This is a genomic window from Bradyrhizobium sp. WD16 (assembly GCF_024181725.1).
Classification (GTDB): Bacteria; Pseudomonadota; Alphaproteobacteria; order Rhizobiales; family Xanthobacteraceae; genus Bradyrhizobium_A.
Map to the genome: position 1 here is coordinate 1,460,674 of NZ_CP028908.1, position 18,471 is coordinate 1,479,144.

An 18,471-nucleotide genomic window follows, 5' to 3' on the forward strand; every position below is an offset into this window, starting at 1 on the left:
AGCCTCGCGGAAAATGCAAAAAGCTCAAAATCTACGCCCCGTTAGCCTTGGTGATCCGACGGATTCCCGGCCGCTGTGTCGCTCCCGCTACAGCCGTTCCGGCGGGAAAAAGTTATCATTTCGTCCGAATTCGATTCCTTGCCCTTTCCGCAAGCTAAACGCTGGGGTTGTCATGAAGAAGATTTTGATCGCGGCGGCGCTGGTCGGCACCGGGGTGAGCGCGCAGGCTGCCGATTTGGCCACCAAGGCGCCGATCTACAAGGCGCCGGTGCTCGCCGCCTACAACTGGACCGGCTTTTATCTCGGCGTGAATGCCGGCGTCGGTTTCGGCCGCAGCTACACCCAGCTGAGCAATTCGATCGCTGGCGCCGGTGCCGACTCGCAGAACCGGCTCGGCGGCCTCGGTGCCCTGGGCGGCGGTCAGATCGGCTACAACTGGCAATACGGCAACATCCTCGGCTTCAACAATGTGGTGTTCGGCCTCGAGGCCGACATCCAGGGCACGAGCTTCCGTGACGACCGTACCTGCGCCATTGAATGCGTCGGCGCTCTGGGCGTCGCCTACGACCAGAAGCTCGACTGGTTCGGCACCGTCCGCGGCCGCGTCGGTCTCGCCTCGGGCCCGGTGCTGACCTACTTCACCGGCGGCTTCGCCTATGGCGGCGTCAAGACCACGATCACCGACTTCGCGGCGCCGGCGCTCGCCACCACCTTCAGCGACACCCGCACCGGCTGGACCATCGGCTCCGGCGTCGAGGCGGCGCTGGGCGGCAACTGGACCGGCAAGATCGAATATCTCTATTTGGATCTCGGCACCCAGACCGGCACCGCCCTGCTGCCGAATTCCTACGTCTACGCCTCCGAGATCCGCGAGCACATCTTCCGCCTCGGCCTGAACTACCGCATCGGCGGCACCGGGCTGTACGCGCCGGAGCCGGTGGCCAACTGGGCCGGCTGGTATATCGGCGGCAACTTCGGCGGCGCCACCGCGCTCAACCGCAGCAGCCTGGTCAGTCAGCCGACCCCGCCGCTGTTGGTCAATGAGCAATTCAACCTGACGCCGGACGGTTGGCTCGGCGGCGGCCAGGTCGGCTACAACTGGCAGGCGGCGAACTGGGTGTTCGGCCTCGAAGCCGACATCCAGGGCTCGACCCAGAAGGACGACAAGGTCTGCGCCGTCGTTTGCGCAGCCCCCATCACCTTCGCGGCCTTCGACCAGAAGATGCAGTGGTTCGGCACCGTGCGCGGCCGCATCGGCTACTCGGTCGGTTCGACCCTGTTCTATGCCACCGGCGGTTTCGCCTATGGCGGCGTGAAGACCCACGTTGCCGGGGTGTTCGGCGTGCCTTTCGACCAGACCTTCAGCCGGACCCGCACCGGCTACACAGTCGGCGGCGGCATCGAATCGCCCTTCGACGTCTTCGGCCTGTTCGGCAGGAACTGGACCGCCAAGACCGAATACCTCTTCATCGACCTCGGCCGTGCCGACGACTTCGTCTCGGTCGCCGGCGCGACCGGTTTTGCCTTCTCGACCAAGGTCCAGGAGCACGTCATGCGGACCGGCCTGAGCTATCACTTCAACTCGCCGGTCATCGCGAAGTACTGATCAACTCTTCGATCGAAACCACAAAAACCCCGGCCTCGTGCCGGGGTTTTTCATTGGTGCGCCCAGCATGGGCGCCCTCTTATGGGTGCAAGTCCCATCGTGAGTTGATCACAACGAGCGAAGCGAAGCGCAACCGCATGAGGGCGACCGAGTGTGGGGAGGAAGCGTGGAGCGAAGCTGCGGGCCGATGAATAAGAAGCGGATAGAAGGCGTTGCCGACCAGGGCGAGCGGGCCAGTAATCGCGAAGCTCTCGTGATCAAGGGGAAGCGGCGTAGATCCGGCGGTCGTGCAGTGAAGGAGTGCGTTCTTACCTGGGGAGGTCTCGCCTCATGCCCGAAAGGGCGACGGTGTCGAGCCGGAGCGAGAAGTCAGCCGAGGTCGTAGTAGCCGGTGGGAAGGCTGCGAAGCCGTCCCGCAGGCGAAGGGCCGAACGAGAGGGAGTGTTCGAGGCCATGTCGATGTGGCGAGCATTGCATCAGATGCCTGCGCAAGCAGGGCGGTCCGGGGTAGGACGCGGTGAAGCCGCGTGTGGCTCGGGCAGCGATGAAGCTCGTCGCCCGCGGCATGAACCGAAGGGCACAGGGTCGGCGCTGCTTTTGGCGGCTCTGGCGAGAGAGAACCTGCAACGGGCGTGGAAGCGGGTGCGGGCCAACAAAGGCGTAGCCGGTGTGGACGGTCTGGACATTGACCAGACCGCCGCGCAGCTGCGTACGGCGTGGCCGGCGATCCGCGAGCAACTGTTGTCGGGGGCGTACCGGCCCAGTCCGGTGCGACGGGTGGCGATCCCCAAGCCCGAGGGCGGCGAGCGTGAGCTCGGCATCCCGACGGTGACGGATCGTCTGATCCAGCAGGCGCTGCTGCAAGTGCTGCAGCCCATTCTTGATCCGACCTTCAGCGAGCACAGCTACGGCTTCCGGCCGGGCCGAAGCGCGCATGACGCCGTCCTTGCGGCGCAGTCATACGTGCAATCGGGCCGCCGGATCGTGGTGGACGTCGACCTGGAAAAGTTCTTTGACCGGGTCGATCACGACATCCTCATCGACCGCCTTCAGAAACGGATCGGGGACACCGGGGTCATCCGGCTGATCCGGGCGTATCTGAACAGCGGGATCATGGGCGATGGCGTGGTCCGGAAGCGAACGATGGGGACGCCGCAAGGCGGGCCGCTATCGCCGCTGCTGGCCAACGTTCTGCTCGATGAAGTGGACAAGGCGCTGGAACGTCGGGGCCATTGCTTCGTGCGCTACGCCGACGATGCGAACGTCTACGTTCGCAGCCGCCGGGCGGGTGACCGGGTGATGGCGCTGCTTCGGCGGCTCTACGGCAAGCTGCACTTGACGGTCAACGAGACCAAAAGCACAGTGGCCAGCGTGTTTGGTCGCAAGTTCCTGGGCTACAGCCTTTGGGTAGCCCCGGGCGGCGTGATCAAACGCAAGGTCGCCGACAAGCCGCTGAGGACGTTCAAGCAGCGCATCCGGCAACTGACCTGCCGCAGTGGCGGGCGCAGCATGCAGGATGTGGTGGATCGTCTGCGGCCCTATGTCCTGGGTTGGAAGGCGTACTTCCGGCTGGCGCAAACCCCACGGGTCTGGCGAGAGCTGGACCAGTGGCTGCGTCACCGGCTGCGCGCCATCCAGCTCAAGCAGTGGAAGCGCGGTACGACCATGCACAGGGAACTGCTGGCGCTGGGAGCCAAGCCTGACGTTGCACGGCAGGTGGCGGCCAACAGCCGTCGCTGGTGGCGCAACAGCGGCATGCTCCTCAACGCCGTGCTAACCCTGAACTGGTCGGACCGGTTGGGACTGCCCCGTCTCTCATGACCTCAACTTCTCGAACCGCCCGGTGCGGACCCGCATGCCGGGTGGTGTGGCAGGGGAGCGACCCAAAAGGTCGCCCCCTATGCCGATCGCGATCGAACGTCGCCGGGTGCAGAAGTCGCCGATGCAGAAGGGGCGCTCCGCTCACGCGAGGCGCCCCTTCCTTTCTTGACGTCGAATCTCGCTGGTCCAGGCGCGGGAGCGCCCGTCTGCCAGTCTCAAATGGCCGCCACCTCACGTGGCGGCCGCTCGAAGACTCAGCGGGCGATCCCAGCGAGGTGACAGCGCTTCGAATGAGACACTGGATCACCTCCTTTTCTTTGTTGACGGAAACCCCGATATAGGCGGGCCGCGGCGCAATCCAAGATACGGCACCGCAACAAGATCACGGCCGTTCAGCGACCCCGACCAGACCCGCCACCGGAACCCCGGCGTCGATCCGGGTCGACACCGGCGACAGTTCGACGAGGCGCAGGCCGGCAGCATCCACGACGCTCTTCAGATAGGCCGCGCTGTGGGTGTAGCGCAGCGCGGTTCCGAGGCCGTAGCCGCTCTCGCAGGATTCCACCGTAAAGGCAAAAAGGCCGCCCGGCATCAGCACCCTGGCGATCTCGGCGAAGAGCGGCTGCAGGTCGCCGACATAGACCAGGGCGTCGGCGGCGAGCACCAGATCGAGACTGCCGTCCGGCTCGGCCGAGACCGCCGCCAGCATGTCGGCGACCGCAAGGCGGGCATAGACCGCCCTCGCTTCGGCCTGGGCAATCATGGCCGGCGACAGATCGACCCCGTCGATCGTCTCGACCAGCGAGGCGAAGGCCTGCCCCGCCAGCCCGGTGCCGCAGCCGAGGTCGAGGGCGCGGCGGAACCGGACCGGCTTGCGCGCGCGAAGGCGAACGCCATGGACGGCCTGCAGCAGGATCTCCGGGCCGCGGTAGCGCAATTCGCCGCGCAACGCGTTGTCGAACTTCGGGGCGTACTGATCGAACAGCGCCCGCACATACCCCGCCGACATTTCCCCGAGCGGCTCGGCGCCGAGCCGGATCAGCCGCAGCCGCGCCCCATGGCGATCCTCGGCATCGGCGGCAACGGCCTGGCGATAGGCCTCGATGGCGCGCTCGTTCTGCCCGAGCTCTTCGCGCATGTCGCCAAGCGCGAACCAGCCCGAGGCGAAACGCGGCGCCAGTTCCACCGCCTGCTCCATCAGCTCGGCGGCGGCCTCGAGTTCGCCCCGCAGCTGCAGATCGCGGGCGAAGTCGAAGCGGCGGTCGGCGATCAAGTCGCCGGAGGACATCATCAGGCGGAACGGCATGGCAGGCGGCTTGACGGCTCTCCAAGACGACGGGTTCCCGGCCTATATAACGCAAATGCGCCCGCAGGATATTCTCTCCCCCCAGCCTGAAGGCCTGTTCTGCAAGCCCGGCGGCTTTCATATCGACCCGGTGCGGCCGGTGGCGCGCGCCCTCATCACCCATGGTCACTCCGACCACGCCCGCGCCGGTCATGGCGCGGTGCTGGCAACCCGCGAAACCCTCGACCTGATGGCGCTGCGCTATGGCGAAAATTTCGCCGGCAGCACCCAGGCCATCCGCTACGGCGAAACCTTGAAGCTCGGGGAGGTCAGCGTCAGCTTCCATCCGGCCGGCCACGTGCTCGGTTCGGCGCAGATCCTGGTGAGCTGCGGTGCCATCCGGATCGTCGCCTCGGGCGACTACAAGGACGCGCCGGACCCGACCTGCGCGTCCCTCGAGATCGTCCCCTGCGACATCTTCATCACCGAGGCGACCTTCGGCCTGCCGGTGTTCCGCCTCGGACCCGCCAGCGGCGAGATTGCCAAGCTGCTCGACTCCGTCCGGCTGTTTCCCGAGCGCGCCCATCTCGTCGGCGCCTACTCGCTCGGCAAGGCCCAGCGCGTCATCGCGCTGCTGCGCGAGGCCGGCTATGACGCGCCAATCCATCTGCACGGCGCGATGGAGACGATCACGCGCTATTACCAGAGCCGCGGCGTCGCGCTCGGCGAATTGCACCCGGCCCGCGAAACCAGCAAGGCGGAGCTCGCCGGCACCATCACGGTCGCGCCGCCCTCGGCGACCACGGACCTGTGGACCCGCCGCTTTCCCGATCCGGTCACCGCCTTCGCCTCCGGCTGGATGCGGGTGCGCGCCCGCGCCCGGCAGCGAGGAGGCCAACTGCCGCTGGTCATTTCCGATCATGCCGACTGGGACGGATTATGCGCGACCATCGGCGCGACCGGCGCCGGCGAGATCTGGGTCACTCATGGCCAGGAGGACGCGCTGGTGCACTGGTGCAAGACCAAAGGGCTTGCCGCCCGGCCGCTCGACCTCGTCGGCTATGGCGAAGAGGAGGCCGCGACGGCAGTGGCGGAGACGGCGGATCCCGCCGACGGCGCGCCATGAACCGCTTCGCCCATCTGCTCGACCGCCTCGCCTACGAACCCGGCCGCACCAACAAGCTGCGCCTGCTCACCGACTATTTCCGCGAGGTCGAGGACCCCGATCGCGGCTGGGCGCTGGCGGCGATCACCGGCGCGCTGTCCTTCCGTCACGCCAAGCCTTCCCTGATCCGCGACCTGATCATCGCGCGCAGCGACCCGGCGCTATTCGCCCTGTCCTACGATTACGTCGGCGACCTGTCGGAAACGGTGGCGCTGATGTGGCCGCGCGATCCGCGCGCCACCAACGCGCCGCCGCCGCCGAACCTGACCGAAGTGGTGCTCCTGCTGGGTAATCTGTCGAAGGCTGAGCTGCCGGCGCAGCTCGCCAGCTGGCTCGATGAGCTCGACGAGAGCGGCCGCTGGGCGCTGCTCAAGCTCGTCACCGGCGCCATGCGCATCGGCGTCTCCGCGCGTCTCGCCAAGACCGCCGTCGCCGCGCTCGGCGACAAGGACGCCCATGAGGTCGAGCTGCTGTGGCCCGGCCTGTCGCCGCCCTATCCGGACCTGTTCGCCTGGCTCGAGGGACGCGCCGACAAGCCGGTGACGCGCGACCCTGCGCCGTTCCGCCCGGTGATGCTGGCGCACGCCATCGACGACAGCGATTTCGACAAGCTCGATCCGGCCGAATTCAGCGCCGAATGGAAATGGGACGGCATCCGCGTCCAGGCCGTGACCGGCCGCGGCGAGGACGGGGCTGCGGTGACGCGGCTCTATTCGCGGACCGGCGAGGACGTCACGCGCAGCTTCCCCGATCTCCTGCCCGCGCTGCATCGACCGGGCGCCATCGACGGCGAGTTGCTGGTGGTGCGTGACGGCCGGGTGCAGTCCTTCAACGTCCTGCAGCAGCGGCTCGACCGCAAGAGCGTGACGCCGAAGCTGATGAAGGACTATCCGATTCATCTGCGCGCCTACGACCTGCTCGGCGAAGGTCCCGACGATCTGCGCGCCCTGCCGTTTCTGGCCCGTCGCGCCCGCCTCGAGCATTTCGTCGCGAGCCTCGACACCAGCCGCGTCGACCTGTCGCCGCTGGTGCCGTTCTCGACCTGGCAGCAGCTCGCCACCGCGCGCGCCGACCCGGCCGGCGCCGGACCGGACGCCGAGGCGGTGGAAGGGGTGATGCTCAAGCGCCGTGATGCCGAATACATGCCCGGCCGGCCGAAGGGGCCGTGGTGGAAATGGAAACGCGACCCGCACGTCATCGATGCGGTGCTGATGTATGCCCAGCGCGGTCATGGCAAACGCTCGTCCTACTACTCCGACTGCACCTTCGGCGTCTGGACCAATGGCGGGGACGGCGAACAGCTGGTGCCGGTGGGCAAGGCCTATTTCGGTTTCACCGATGAGGAGCTCGAGGAGATCGACCGCTTCGTCCGCCGCCACACCATCGAACGTTTCGGTCCGGTACGCGAAGTGGTGCATGATCCCGACAAGGGGCTGGTGCTGGAAGTCGCCTTCGAGGGGCTGCAGCCCTCCGGCCGGCACAAGTCCGGCGTCGCCATGCGTTTTCCCCGCATCAGCCGTCTGCGCTGGGACAAACCGCCGCGCGAGGCCGACCGGCTCGAGACCCTCGAGCGCATGCTCAGGCGGGGGAATGCCGACGAGGAGCCCGGTTCGGCGATCGCGTCGGGCTGAAAAGCTACTCCGCCACCTGCTCGAGGGCTGCGACGACCAGCGCATCGATGATCGAGACGCCGTCGCCGTCGCTGTGGACCATCACCGGGTTGAGGTCGATCTCCGCCACCACATGGTTCACCGCCATTGCCACCTGCGAGGAGAGTTGCACGATCAGCTCGGCGAGCGCAGCGCGGTCCGCCTGCGCAGCGCCGCGGAAGCCGTCGAGCCGCGCGGCTGCCTTGAGCTGATCGATCATCTCCCCGGCCTGCGCCACGGTGACCGGCGCGGGACGAAAGACTACGTCCTGGTAGATCTCCGCGGCGACACCGCCGAAGCCGACCATCACCATCGGCCCGAAGCGGCCGGCGGCGGCATCGTCAGCGACCGTTGAAGACGGCGGCGCGCTTCTCGACGAAGGCTTTGGCAGCCTCCTTGTGGTCCTCGGTTTCCGAACAGCGCGAGTGATGCAGCGCCTCGGCGTCGAAGCAGGCCTCCAGCGGCAGCGTTTCCGCATTGTTGATGTTCTTCTTGATATAGCCGAGGGTCACCGACGGACCCTGGGCCAGAGACAGCGCCAGTTCGTGAGCGGCGCGGTCGATCTCGGCATCGGGCACGACCCGCGTCACCATGCCGAGCGCGAGCGCTTCCTCGGCCGTCAGCACCGGCGAGAGCAGGTAGAGTTCGCGCGCCTTGGCGCTGCCGAGCATGCGGGTGAGGAAATAGGTGCCGCCGTAGTCGCCGGAGTAGCCGACCTTGGCGAAGGCGGTGGTGATCTTCGCCGAGGCGGAGGCAATGCGCAGGTCGCAGGCCAGCGCCATCGACAGCCCGGCGCCGGCGGCGGCGCCGTCGATCTGGGCGATCACCGGCTTCTGCATCACGTGCAGGATGCGCGACACCTCCATGGCGCGGCGCAGCTGCGTCACCTTGGCCTCCAGCGACAGCGGCGCGCCGCCCGCCGCCATCACCTTGACGTCGCCGCCGACGCAGAAGGTGCCGCCGGCGCCCCTGAGAAGCACGGCGCGCACTTCACCGTCTTCCGCGGCCCGTCGCGCCGCCTCGACGAGCGCGCGCGTCATTTCGGGATTGAGCGCATTGCGCCGGTCCGGCCGATTCATGGTGATGGTCAGAAGTCCGCGGTCGAAATGCTGAAGGACGATATCGGTCATTGAGGCTTCCTGCTTGTGAGGACCGCACTGCGGGCCCGTCGAACGGCCCGCGCTACCGCTCCCGATTGATTATTTCTTGACGAGCGGACAGCGCGATTCCGACAACGGCTGGAAGAGCCCGAGCATGAGGGGATGGTTGTCTGCGACGATCTTGCCGCATGGGCCAGCAAGCGGCAAGACCATGGAATTCAACAAGGTTTTCCGTTGAACGGAATGGCCTTCGTCGAGGATGCCGCGTCGCCGATCGGTCGCACGGCGCAGAGGTCGAGAGCTCAGACGCACACAATCCAAGCATGCCGTGCAGGAAATTTGCGCTATAATGGGATAGCGGCCGGAGCCAGCACGATGTTCGCTCGGATGTCAGCGGTTTCTGCTTTTCGCGTCGTGTCGAGCCTCGCACTTTCGACATTGGCGTTATCGACATTGGCGTTATCGACGTTCGCCCTTTCGACGTTCGCCCTGCGGACGGCCACGGCGGCGACAGCGGCCTGCAACTTTGCGGTGCTGGGCGAAGGCCGGGTTGAGGCCGCGATCGACGGCCGCGGCCTGCGCCTTGACGACGGGCGGGAGGTCCGTCTCGCCGCGATCGAGCTTCCGTTCGCCAGGATCGAGGAGACGGCCGCCCTCGCCGCCCTGTCCGAAGGACGCAACGTTCGCCTCGAAGGCGGCGATGACGCCCCCGATCGCTACGGCCGGCAGGTCACCTTCGTCCGCGCCGACGGCGCCGATACATCTCTTCAGGCGGCGTTGCTCGACCGCGGCGCGGCACTTTACGACGGTTCCATCACCGAGGCGGGCTGTGCCGGGGAACTGCGCGGCGCGGAAGCCGGCGCGAGAAAAGCGCACCGAGGACTCTGGGCCGACCCGACCGCCATAAAAGATGCTGAAAAGCCCGAGGATATTGCGGCAGCAGTGGGGCAATTCGCGGTGGTCGAGGGCAAGGCGCAGTCGGTCAGACAGTCCGGAACGACATTTTATGTCAATTTTGGCCGCCGATGGACAGAAGGCTTTGCGGCGATTATTTCAAGGCGCATGATTGCGGCGATGGAAGCCGCGGGAATGGCGCCCAAGACGCTGGAGGGGCGGCGATTACGGGTGCGCGGCGTGGTCGAGCGGCGCATCGGCCCGCGGATCGACATCGTCCGCGTGGGGCAGATCGAACTGGCCGATTGAGACCGGCCGGGTTGAACAGACCGATCGAGAGCAATTGCGGCGCGGCTTGCCGGTGGATGCCGTCAACCGGACCGGTCGGGCGAGGGTGCCGACGAAGGGTGGTGCGGGGATCACGGGTGACGATGGACGCGCGAGCGGACCAGACGAGGAAGCAGCAAGGCAGACGGCTGACGCCGGTGCCGCAGCTGGCGGCTGCGCTCCTCGCTGCCGCCCTCCTTGCTGCCTGCGGCGACACGATCCGGCTTCAAAGCGCACCGCCCCAGACCGCCGCGGCGGCAAAATTCCCCAAGCCGGTGGTTCAGACGCCGGCGAACGAGCGCGAGCATGAACGCATCCTCGCCTCCTATGGCGGCGTTTATACCGACCCACGGCTCGAGGCGCTGATCAACAAGACGGTGGAGCGGCTGGTGGCCGCGTCGGAGCGCCCCGACCTCTCCTACAAGGTGACAATCCTCAACTCCGGCGCGGTCAATGCCTTCGCCTTGCCGACGGGTCAGCTCTACGTCACCCGCGGATTGATCGCGCTGGCGAGCGACACCTCCGAACTGTCGTCGGTGCTGTCCCACGAGATGGCCCATGTCATCGCCAAGCATGCCGCGATCCGCGAGGACCAGGCGCGTCAGGCGGCGCTGGTGACGCGCGTCGTCGCCGACATGGGCGACGATCCCGACCTCACCGCCCTGGCGCTGGCCAAGACCAAGCTTACCATGGCGAGCTTTTCGCGGTCCCAGGAGTTCGAGGCCGATGCCATCGGCGTCGGAATCTCCGCACGGGCCAAGTTCGATCCCTATGGCGCGTCGCGCTTCCTGACCGCCATGGAGCGCAACGCCGAACTCAAGGCGCCGCGAGCCATGATCGATCCCCGCTCCCGGGATTTCCTGTCGTCGCATCCGGCAACCCCGGAGCGCGTCCAGAACGCCCAGGCAGCGGCGCGCCAGTATACCGCGCCGCAGACCAGCGAGCGTGATCGCGACGACTATCTCAGCGCCATCGACAGCATCGTCTATGGCGAGGACCCCAGCGAAGGCTTCGTGCGCGGCCGGCGCTTCCTCCATCCCAAGCTCGGCTTCACCTTCCAGGCGCCCGAAGGCTTCACTCTGGAGAACACCGCCCAGGCGGTGGTCGGCGTCCGCGAGGGCGGAACCCAGGCCATGCGCTTCGACGTGGTGCGGGTGCCGTCGGAGCAATCGCTCGGCGACTATCTCAATTCCGGCTGGATGGAGAATGTCGACAAGGCGTCGACCGAGGACGTCACGATCAATGGCTTCCCGGCGGCGACGGCGACCGCCCGCGGCGACCAATGGCAGTTCCGGGTCTACGCCCTGCGTTTCGGCAGCGACGTCTACCGCTTCATCTTCGCCGCCCGCCAGCGCAGCGGCGAAACCGACCGCAGCTTCCGCGATACCGTCAACTCGTTCCGGCGCCTCAGCCTCGCCGAGATCCAGGATGCGCGGCCGCTGCGCATCAAGGTCATCAATGTGCAGCCGGGCGACACCGTTGAATCGCTGTCCCATCGCATGGCCGGCGTCGACCGCCAGGTCGAACGCTTCCGCCTGCTCAACGGCCTCGACGCCCACGCCACGATCAAGGCGCGCGACCGGGTCAAGATCGTCGTCGACTGACACCCGTCTTTCTGATTGATGCGGCGCTGACGCGAGCATGATCCGGAAAAGCGGGTTCCGATCCTGCAATAAGATCATGCCCATCCATCAGAGCGCGATGGCGAAAAGCCCGGCGCGATGCGCCGGGCTTTCGTAACACGCTCTGCGATGCGGAGCTGGCCTCAGGCCGCCTCGTCCTCGGCGACGGAATCCTCACCGTCGTTATCGTCGGCATCGCTCTCGCCGTCGGATTCGGCCTCCGCCTTGGCGGCCCCGCGGCGCGGGCTCTTGGCGAGCGAGGCCTCGATCTCCTTGATCGCCTCGGTCTCGGTGACGTGCTGCACCACCGCGATCTCGCGCGACAGCCGGTCGAGCGCCGCTTCATAGAGCTGGCGTTCGCTGTAGGACTGCTCGGGCTGCGATTCAGAACGATACAGGTCGCGGACCACCTCGGCGATGGCGACGATGTCGCCGGAGTTGATCTTCGCCTCGTATTCCTGGGCCCGGCGCGACCACATCGTGCGCTTGATGCGGGCGCGGCCCTTGAGGGTCTCGAGCGCCTTCTTCACCAGTGCCGGCTCGGACAGCTTGCGCATGCCCACCTGGGCGACCTTGGCGGTCGGCACGCGCAGCGTCATCTTGTCCTTGATGAAGTTGATGACGAACAGCTCGAGCTTGGCCCCCGCGATCTCCTGCTCCTCGATGGAGAGGATCTGGCCGACACCATGGGCCGGATAGACCACGAATTCGTTGGTCTTGAAGCCCTGGCGCTGGGTCAACGGCTTTTTCGGTTCCTCGACCCGCGGCGCAGCAGGAGCCTTGGCGACGGGCTTGGCCGCCACGGCCGGCTTGACGGCGGGAGCCTTGCTGGCCACCGGCGCCTTGGCAACCGGAGCCTTCGCCACCGGGGCCTTGGCCTCTTGCACCTTGTGCTCCTGAACCTTGGTCACGGGCGCCTTGGTCGCAGTCACCTTGGTGGCCGGAGCCTTCGTCCCAGCGGCCTTGGCAGTCTTGGCAGTGGTTTTTGGCATTTCACTTCTTGATTTCGAGGACTTGGGAGGCGCCGCCTTGACTGGCGCCCTATGAGCGGTCGTCTTCGAGGCCGACGCCCGGGGCGCCTTGTGGCTACCCTTGGCATGGCTCTTTGCGGCGCCGCGGACCGGTGCAGACGCCTTCTTGGCGGATTTGGTACTCTGGTTACGCGTTTTGCTGGCCACAACTTGCGCGTGGAACCGCCACGCCCCTGTTAATGATTTTCGCAACCCCAGGGGACCAAACAGCGGGCGACACAGGGGTCCGGCTTATTGAATGTGACTATAATAGCACATTTTCCGCAAAAATCAATGGTTTAAGCCGCCCGCGCCCGCTGTGGGCCCGGTCGGCGAAATGCATTCCCGCAGTTACGGTTAAAAACAAAGCCACTACGGCCGGTTTCGGACCGGCCGAGAAATCCCGTCAGCCGCCGCCCCTCTCAGTCGCCCGAGCCGGGATTCGGCGAGAAATACTTGTCGAACTTGCCCTCGACGCCGTCGAACTCCTTGGCCTCGGGCAGTTGCTCCTTCTTCTGGGTGATGTTCGGCCAGGTCTTGGCGTATTCGGAGTTCAGCCCCAGCCACTTCTCCAGACCCGGTTCGGTGTCCGGCTTGATCGCATCCGCCGGGCATTCCGGCTCGCAGACGCCGCAATCGATGCATTCGTCCGGATGGATCACCAGCATGTTCTCGCCCTCGTAGAAACAGTCGACGGGGCAGACCTCGACGCAGTCGGTATACTTACACTTGATGCAATTGTCGGTGACGACGTAGGTCATCGAGGTCTCCGGAAGGCGATCGTAACGCGGCCGTTGGGTAGCGCAGCTCGTCCGCCACTGCAACCCGGCCGCTGCATAGCAGTAAGGCGAAAGCCAGTTCAAGCAATTGCTTACCCGCCGCCCGGCAATTCCACCTTCAGCTCCTGATAAAGCGTCCGCGCGACCTTGGCATCGCCGCGCCGCTCAGCGAACCCGACCACCCGCAAGACGCGGACGCTCCGATCGAGGGCAACCGTGAGAACGTCCTCGAACTTCACCGCGTGACCGGGCGCGGTCTGCCGCGCGCCGTTGACGCGGACGTGACCGGAGGCGACCAGCGCGGCGGCATCGCTGCGGGTTCGCACCACCCGCGCATGCCAGAGCCATTTATCCAGCCGCTGACGCTCCACCGATGCTGCGATCTCCCGCGACGGTGCTCAGCCGTCCTTGCGATTGGTCAACTGCTCCTTGAGGGCGGCAAGCTTGGCGAAGGGCGAATTCGGATCGATCGGCCGCTCCCGGGGCGGCGCGTTCTGACTATGCCGCTCATGGCGATGACCGTGCGGCGGCCGACCTTCGGGCCGCGAACCGTTCCGCGGCTTGCCCTTGAAACCGCCGCCCTTGCGCTCGTCGCGCTCGCGGGGCTCGCGCGCCTCGCCGGCGGTCGCGCCGGCGCCTTCGGCCCGCAATTTGCGGAATTCGTCGCGCCGGTCGCGCCGACCCTGACCATGGCCGTGACGCTGCTCACGCGCCTCGCCAGCCTCACCGGCAGCCGCCGGCGCACCGCCTTGACCACGACGGCCATGGGGACGTTCATGACGCGGCCGCCGCTCCTCGGAACGGCCGCCCGGACGCCACACTTCAACGAGCTGCGGCTCGACCGCAGCGGCTTCGCCGGCGGTCTCGGCCAAGGCCGCTTCGGCGGCGGACGCCTCAGCCGGCGGAGCGGCTTCCGCCGCCTCTGGTTCCGGCGCCCCCGCAACCTCGGCGGCGGCCGGCTCGACACCGGTTTCGGCCGGCGCTGCATCGACGACCTCGGCTTCGGCAGCCTCGCCGACAGACGTCTGCTCGGCGCCGCTTTCGACGACGGTGGTGGCGGACGCATCCCCGGTAGGCGCCGGTGTTTCCACTGCGGCCGATTCGGAAGCCGCCGATTCGGAGGCAATGGCTTCAGGAGCAACGGCTTCCGAAGCAATGGCTTCCGGAACAACAGCGGCTTCAGGAGCCGCCGCTTCTGTGGTTGACGGTTCAGGAACCGGCGCCGGTGCCGGCGGCGGGCGCTTCTCCATGCGATAGCCGAGCGCCCGCAGGATCGCGGCAAAATCCTCGCCGGCCGAACCGGTCAGCGAAGTCATCGCCTGGGTGACGGTAAAGCCACGGCCATCGAAGGCGCCGGGCGGCTTCGGCCCGGGCGACGCCTCGCGCCAGGCCAGCGCCGGGCGGATCAGATCGGCGAGGCGCTCGAGGATGTCGACGCGCACGGCGCGTTCGCCGCACTGCCGGTAGCCCAGCACCCGATAGGCGTCGCGGCTGAGCGAGTTATCGACCGGGAAGGACGTCCGGCCGCTGGCCGCCAGATGCTGCACGCTGGACAACGCCGACAGATCGACATTGTCCTGCTTGAGCGCCCACAGCAGCGACGCCATGGCGCGCGCCGCCGGCTTCAGCAGGCCGGGGACGTAGACGTGATAGGCACCGAAACGCACGCCGTATTTGCGCAGCGAAGCGCGCGACGGCTGATCGAGATCCTTCATTTCGGCGGCGATGCGCTGGCGCTCCAGCACGCCGAGCGCCTCGACGAGCTGGAAGGCAATGCCGCGAGCGATGCCGGTGATGTCCTCGGCCTTGGTGATCTCGAACAGCGGGCCGAGCAGTTTCTCGATGTGGGTCTTGAGCCACAGATCGAGCCGCGCCTGGACAGCGTCGCGGGGGGCCCCGGTAAGGCGCTCGTCGGCGATGATCCGCAACCGCGGATGCAGCATGTCGTCGGCGGCGACCAGCTTGGCCACGGCATCGCCGGTCCAGCGCAAGGTGCCGTCGGAAGCGAGCACAAACTGCTCGTCCGGGGCCTGCGACAGCCGCTCGGCGCGCGCATCGATTTCACCCGCCAGCGCCTTGAGGGCTGCGGCCTGCAGCGCCTTGGCTTCCGACCCCGCCTCGGCGGCATCCGGCGCAAACATGAAGCCGTCGAGGCGGCCGATGACATGGCCCTCGACGACGACCTCGCCGGTCTTTCCAATTTCCGTATTCAGCATCGTGTTTTCCCGCAAGCGGCGCATCAATACACTGGTCCGGCGATCAACGAAACGTTCAGTTAGCCGTTCGTGCAGGGCATCGGACAATTTATCCTCGACCGCCCGGGAGATCCCCTGCCAATGTTCGGGGTCGGCGAGCCAGTCGGGGCGGTTGGCGGCGAAGGTCCAGGTCCGGATCTGGGCGATGCGGGCGGACAAGGTGTCGATACCACCGTCGGTCCGGTCCGCCAGCGCCACCTGGGCCGCGAACCAGTCGTCCGGGATGCGTCCCCGGCGCATCAGAAACCCGAACAGGGTGGTGACGAGCTCGGCATGGGCCGCCGGCGCCAGCTTGCGATAGTCCGGCACCTGGCAGGTTTCCCACAGCCGCTCCACCGCGACCGCGCCCTGGGCGAGGTCCCGCACCTCGGCGTCGCGCGCCGCGTGGTCGAGCACCCGCAGGTCCTCGGCGATGGGCGCGCGGGTCAGACATTCGTGGTTCGGCGCCTGGGCCAATGAGACCTGCAGCGCGCCGAGCGAGGACATGTCGAGCTTCGAATTGCGCCACTGCAGCAGCTTGACGCTGTCGAAGGCGTGGTTCTGCAGGGCATCCACCAACTCGGATTCGAACGGCTCGCACCGGCCCGTGGTGCCGAAGGTGCCGTCGCGGGTGGCGCGCCCTGCGCGACCCGCGATCTGGGCGAATTCCGACGGCGTCAGCCGGCGGAACTGGTAGCCGTCGTATTTGCGGTCCGAGGCGAAGGCGACGTGGTCGACGTCGAGATTGAGGCCCATGCCGATGGCATCGGTGGCGACGAGAAAATCGACGTCGCCCGACTGAAACAGGTCGACCTGGGCGTTGCGCGTGCGCGGCGACAGCGAGCCGAGCACGACGGCGGCGCCGCCATGCTGACGACGAATCAGCTCGGCGATGGCATAGACCTCATCGGCCGAGAAGGCGACGATGGCGGTGCGCCGCGGCTGCCGGGTGATCTTGCGGTCGCCGGCGAAGCTGAGCTGCGACAGCCGGGGCCTCGTGATGATATTGGCGCCCGGCAGCAGCTTCTCGATCACCGGCCGCATGGTCGCGGCCCCGAGCAGGAGCGTCTCGTCGCGGCCGCGGCGGTTGAGAAGGCGGTCGGTGAAGACATGGCCGCGTTCGAGATCGGCGCCGATCTGGATTTCATCCACGGCGAGAAAAGCGACGTCGAGCTCGCGCGGCATCGCCTCGACGGTGGAGACCCAGAACCGCGCATGCGGCGGCTTGATCTTCTCCTCGCCGGTGATCAGCGCCACATCGGCCGCCCCGACCCTGGCCACCACCTTGTTGTAGACCTCCCGCGCGAGCAGGCGCAGCGGCAGGCCGATGATGCCGGAGGAATGGCCGAGCATACGCTCGATGGCGAGATGGGTCTTGCCGGTATTGGTCGGGCCGAGGACGGCGGTGACGCCGGAGCCCGGCGCGCGACCGCTCGCGGCATGCGACTGGGAAAAGGAAACGGCCATGCTTCTTCGTGCTTCCAAACTCTGCGTCTCCACCCGGCTCATGCCGTCCACACGACGTCAAGATCAGCGCCCAAAGGCCTTATCAAGTGTCTCAGAATGCGACGCTTTGCGGCCTCGCAATTAAGTTCCGGAACGAGTCCGGAACGAACCGGGAGCGAATCGCTGACTCGCGGCGGCGAGACTGCACGAACATCAATATATCGCGGGCATGAGCGATGCCGCCCCACTACATGAAGACCGAGACCGAACCAACTCGGCTCCCGCCGCAGCCCGTCGTCAACCTTTCGCACGGACTCCGATGCGATCGAGAGTCAACAGGATTCCTGCCCACGGGGGCCGTGCCCGATCGGCGCTTCACTGGGTCTTGGCCGTGGTGCGGACCGCGGCCGTCGACACGAATTGGGTGGCTTCCAGGGCGGCCATACCGATCGGTGTCGGCACCAGCACCTTGAGCGGGACCAGCACGCGCGTTCCGGCGATCGGCGCCATCCAGACCTCCATGTCGCGCTGGGCGATCAGGTATTTGATGGCGGCGCGGTCCGGTACATAGCCCGCCAGCGGAGCGAAATAGATCGCGCAGACGACGACCGGGCCCTGGTAGCCCTTGGTCTTGGCGCGATCCATGCGCTTGAATTCGAGCCGCAGATCATAGCGCATCCGGCCGTCGAACACCGGGGTCGTCGTCTTGCAGGCGTCCGGCGTCAGCGGATCGCCATTGCCGCTGGCGCGCAGGAGCGAGCCGGTCATCGGATCGGTGACGCCCTTGCGATGCACGTCGGTCACCGGAATGCGATCGGGCTGCGGCTGCGGCTGCGGATCGATGCTCGATTCCTTGACATTGCCGGCAGCCAGCACGACTCGAATGACTTCCTTCGCCTTGCTGTCATAGGCGATCATGGCCTGATAGCTCGACGGCACCAACTGACCATTGACGATGCGGCCCTGGGACGCGCTGGTGCCGTGACCGCCGGAGAAAGCCTTGAGCAGGCCGGCCGATCCACCAACCGCGGTTGCCGAATACTGGTCGTCGCCGATGTCGATGACCCAGCTTCCCTTGCCCACCGGAATGCCGGCGAGCGACGCCTCGTAGCGGGCATCGAGCCGGCCCTGGGCCTGCACGGGATCGGTCGTGGCGATGCCGAGCGTCGCCACCGAGAGCACCACCAATGCCGACGTCGGCGCCAGCCGCCGCCAACCGGCTCCGTTCGATCCAAATTCCACTTGTGACGGCAAATCCTGCTCCGCACCCTTGAGCGGCAAATATAGCCCGGGCAGCCCGCGAACAAGGGCTAGAGCGCTTTCCCACGAAGTGGCTACCGGTTCGCGCGAAGAAAACGCGTCAAAACAAAAACCTGGAACCTCCGCTCCGACTCCAACGGAGGGGAGAAGGCTCTAATGCGGTGGATCTGACGCTCGCATCAGCATGCAGCGAATTCGTCGTGTCAGATCCAAAATCGCACTGGAATCATAATGATGCTGGTATCCCTTTGTTTCCAATGCTCGTGGAAACGC

14 protein-coding genes are annotated in these 18,471 nt (G+C 66.8%); 6 read left to right on the forward strand and 8 right to left on the reverse strand.

All coding sequences use genetic code 11. From position 1 onward, the window contains the following. The first annotated feature begins 172 nt into the window (after window positions 1-172). Both DB459_RS06785 and ltrA read left to right on the forward strand, forming a co-directional pair. On the forward strand, window positions 173-1,606 hold the full coding sequence (locus tag DB459_RS06785) for an outer membrane protein (RefSeq protein ID WP_253712142.1): 1,434 nt from the start codon (window positions 173-175) through the stop codon (window positions 1,604-1,606). Between the two features lie 441 nt (window positions 1,607-2,047). Beyond that, window positions 2,048-3,427, forward strand: coding sequence for a group II intron reverse transcriptase/maturase (ltrA, locus tag DB459_RS06790; protein ID WP_253711515.1), 1,380 nt, complete (start codon window positions 2,048-2,050; stop codon window positions 3,425-3,427). A gap of 382 nt (window positions 3,428-3,809) precedes the next feature. Here ltrA and DB459_RS06795 read toward each other — a convergent pair whose 3' ends face one another. Beyond that, the gene (locus DB459_RS06795) at window positions 3,810-4,733 is read right to left on the reverse strand and encodes a class I SAM-dependent methyltransferase (RefSeq protein WP_253712143.1); all 924 of its coding nucleotides are present in this window, start codon (window positions 4,731-4,733) and stop codon (window positions 3,810-3,812) included. Window positions 4,734-4,788: 55 nt separating this feature from the next. On the opposite strand from DB459_RS06795, the gene DB459_RS06800 reads away from it, so the two are divergent. Then, on the forward strand, window positions 4,789-5,838 hold the full coding sequence (locus tag DB459_RS06800; protein ID WP_253712144.1) for a ligase-associated DNA damage response exonuclease: 1,050 nt from the start codon (window positions 4,789-4,791) through the stop codon (window positions 5,836-5,838). Beyond that, window positions 5,835-7,508: a cisplatin damage response ATP-dependent DNA ligase gene (locus tag DB459_RS06805; RefSeq protein ID WP_253712145.1), complete on the forward strand. Its 1,674-nt coding sequence runs from the start codon at window positions 5,835-5,837 to the stop codon at window positions 7,506-7,508. Before DB459_RS06800 ends, DB459_RS06805 begins: the two co-directional genes overlap by 4 nt. A 4-nt stretch (window positions 7,509-7,512) precedes the next feature. Here DB459_RS06805 and DB459_RS06810 read toward each other — a convergent pair whose 3' ends face one another. Both DB459_RS06810 and DB459_RS06815 read right to left on the reverse strand, forming a co-directional pair. Then, on the reverse strand, window positions 7,513-7,839 hold the full coding sequence (locus tag DB459_RS06810; RefSeq protein ID WP_256519311.1) for an acetate--CoA ligase family protein: 327 nt from the start codon (window positions 7,837-7,839) through the stop codon (window positions 7,513-7,515). 28 nt (window positions 7,840-7,867) lie between these two features. Next, window positions 7,868-8,656: an enoyl-CoA hydratase gene (locus DB459_RS06815; RefSeq protein ID WP_253712147.1), complete on the reverse strand. Its 789-nt coding sequence runs from the start codon at window positions 8,654-8,656 to the stop codon at window positions 7,868-7,870. 132 nt (window positions 8,657-8,788) lie between these two features. Here DB459_RS06815 and DB459_RS06820 point away from each other — a divergent pair, with 132 nt between their 5' ends. Further along, window positions 8,789-9,829, forward strand: a complete 1,041-nt coding sequence (locus tag DB459_RS06820; protein WP_253712148.1) for a thermonuclease family protein — start codon at window positions 8,789-8,791, stop codon at window positions 9,827-9,829. Between the two features lie 122 nt (window positions 9,830-9,951). Further along, window positions 9,952-11,451: a M48 family metalloprotease gene (locus DB459_RS06825; RefSeq protein ID WP_253712149.1), complete on the forward strand. Its 1,500-nt coding sequence runs from the start codon at window positions 9,952-9,954 to the stop codon at window positions 11,449-11,451. Window positions 11,452-11,612: 161 nt separating this feature from the next. On the opposite strand, the gene DB459_RS06830 is transcribed toward DB459_RS06825, so the two are convergent. The 5 genes from DB459_RS06830 to DB459_RS06850 form a co-directional block, all read right to left on the reverse strand. Beyond that, complete coding sequence (locus DB459_RS06830; RefSeq protein WP_371926882.1) at window positions 11,613-12,461, reverse strand: CarD family transcriptional regulator; 849 nt, start codon at window positions 12,459-12,461, stop codon at window positions 11,613-11,615. A gap of 440 nt (window positions 12,462-12,901) precedes the next feature. Then, complete coding sequence (fdxA, locus tag DB459_RS06835) at window positions 12,902-13,240, reverse strand: ferredoxin FdxA (protein WP_253712151.1); 339 nt, start codon at window positions 13,238-13,240, stop codon at window positions 12,902-12,904. A 110-nt stretch (window positions 13,241-13,350) separates the two neighbouring features. Next, a complete protein-coding gene (locus DB459_RS06840) occupies window positions 13,351-13,629 on the reverse strand; it encodes an RNA-binding S4 domain-containing protein (protein WP_253712152.1) in 279 nt (92 codons plus the stop codon). 27 nt (window positions 13,630-13,656) lie between these two features. Then, a complete protein-coding gene (locus DB459_RS06845; protein ID WP_253712153.1) occupies window positions 13,657-16,959 on the reverse strand; it encodes a helicase-related protein in 3,303 nt (1,100 codons plus the stop codon). A 354-nt stretch (window positions 16,960-17,313) separates the two neighbouring features. Further along, window positions 17,314-18,180: a DUF3108 domain-containing protein gene (locus tag DB459_RS06850; protein ID WP_371926883.1), complete on the reverse strand. Its 867-nt coding sequence runs from the start codon at window positions 18,178-18,180 to the stop codon at window positions 17,314-17,316. Between the last annotated feature and the right edge of the window lie 291 nt (window positions 18,181-18,471).

What these genes read in the sequence shown, in the direction of transcription:
- DB459_RS06785 (WP_253712142.1), top strand. Translation starts at nt 173, where the DNA reads ATGAAGAAGATTTTGATCGCGGCGGCGCTGGTCGGCACCGGGGTGAGC.
- DB459_RS06795 (WP_253712143.1), bottom strand. Translation starts at nt 4,733, where the DNA reads ATGCCGTTCCGCCTGATGATGTCCTCCGGCGACTTGATCGCCGACCGC.
- DB459_RS06800 (WP_253712144.1), top strand. Translation starts at nt 4,789, where the DNA reads ATGCGCCCGCAGGATATTCTCTCCCCCCAGCCTGAAGGCCTGTTCTGC.
- DB459_RS06805 (WP_253712145.1), top strand. Translation starts at nt 5,835, where the DNA reads ATGAACCGCTTCGCCCATCTGCTCGACCGCCTCGCCTACGAACCCGGC.
- DB459_RS06810 (WP_256519311.1), bottom strand. Translation starts at nt 7,839, where the DNA reads ATGGTGATGGTCGGCTTCGGCGGTGTCGCCGCGGAGATCTACCAGGAC.
- DB459_RS06815 (WP_253712147.1), bottom strand. Translation starts at nt 8,656, where the DNA reads ATGACCGATATCGTCCTTCAGCATTTCGACCGCGGACTTCTGACCATC.
- DB459_RS06820 (WP_253712148.1), top strand. Translation starts at nt 8,789, where the DNA reads ATGGTTGTCTGCGACGATCTTGCCGCATGGGCCAGCAAGCGGCAAGAC.
- DB459_RS06825 (WP_253712149.1), top strand. Translation starts at nt 9,952, where the DNA reads ATGGACGCGCGAGCGGACCAGACGAGGAAGCAGCAAGGCAGACGGCTG.
- DB459_RS06830 (WP_371926882.1), bottom strand. Translation starts at nt 12,461, where the DNA reads ATGCCAAAAACCACTGCCAAGACTGCCAAGGCCGCTGGGACGAAGGCT.
- fdxA (WP_253712151.1), bottom strand. Translation starts at nt 13,240, where the DNA reads ATGACCTACGTCGTCACCGACAATTGCATCAAGTGTAAGTATACCGAC.
- DB459_RS06845 (WP_253712153.1), bottom strand. Translation starts at nt 16,959, where the DNA reads ATGGCCGTTTCCTTTTCCCAGTCGCATGCCGCGAGCGGTCGCGCGCCG.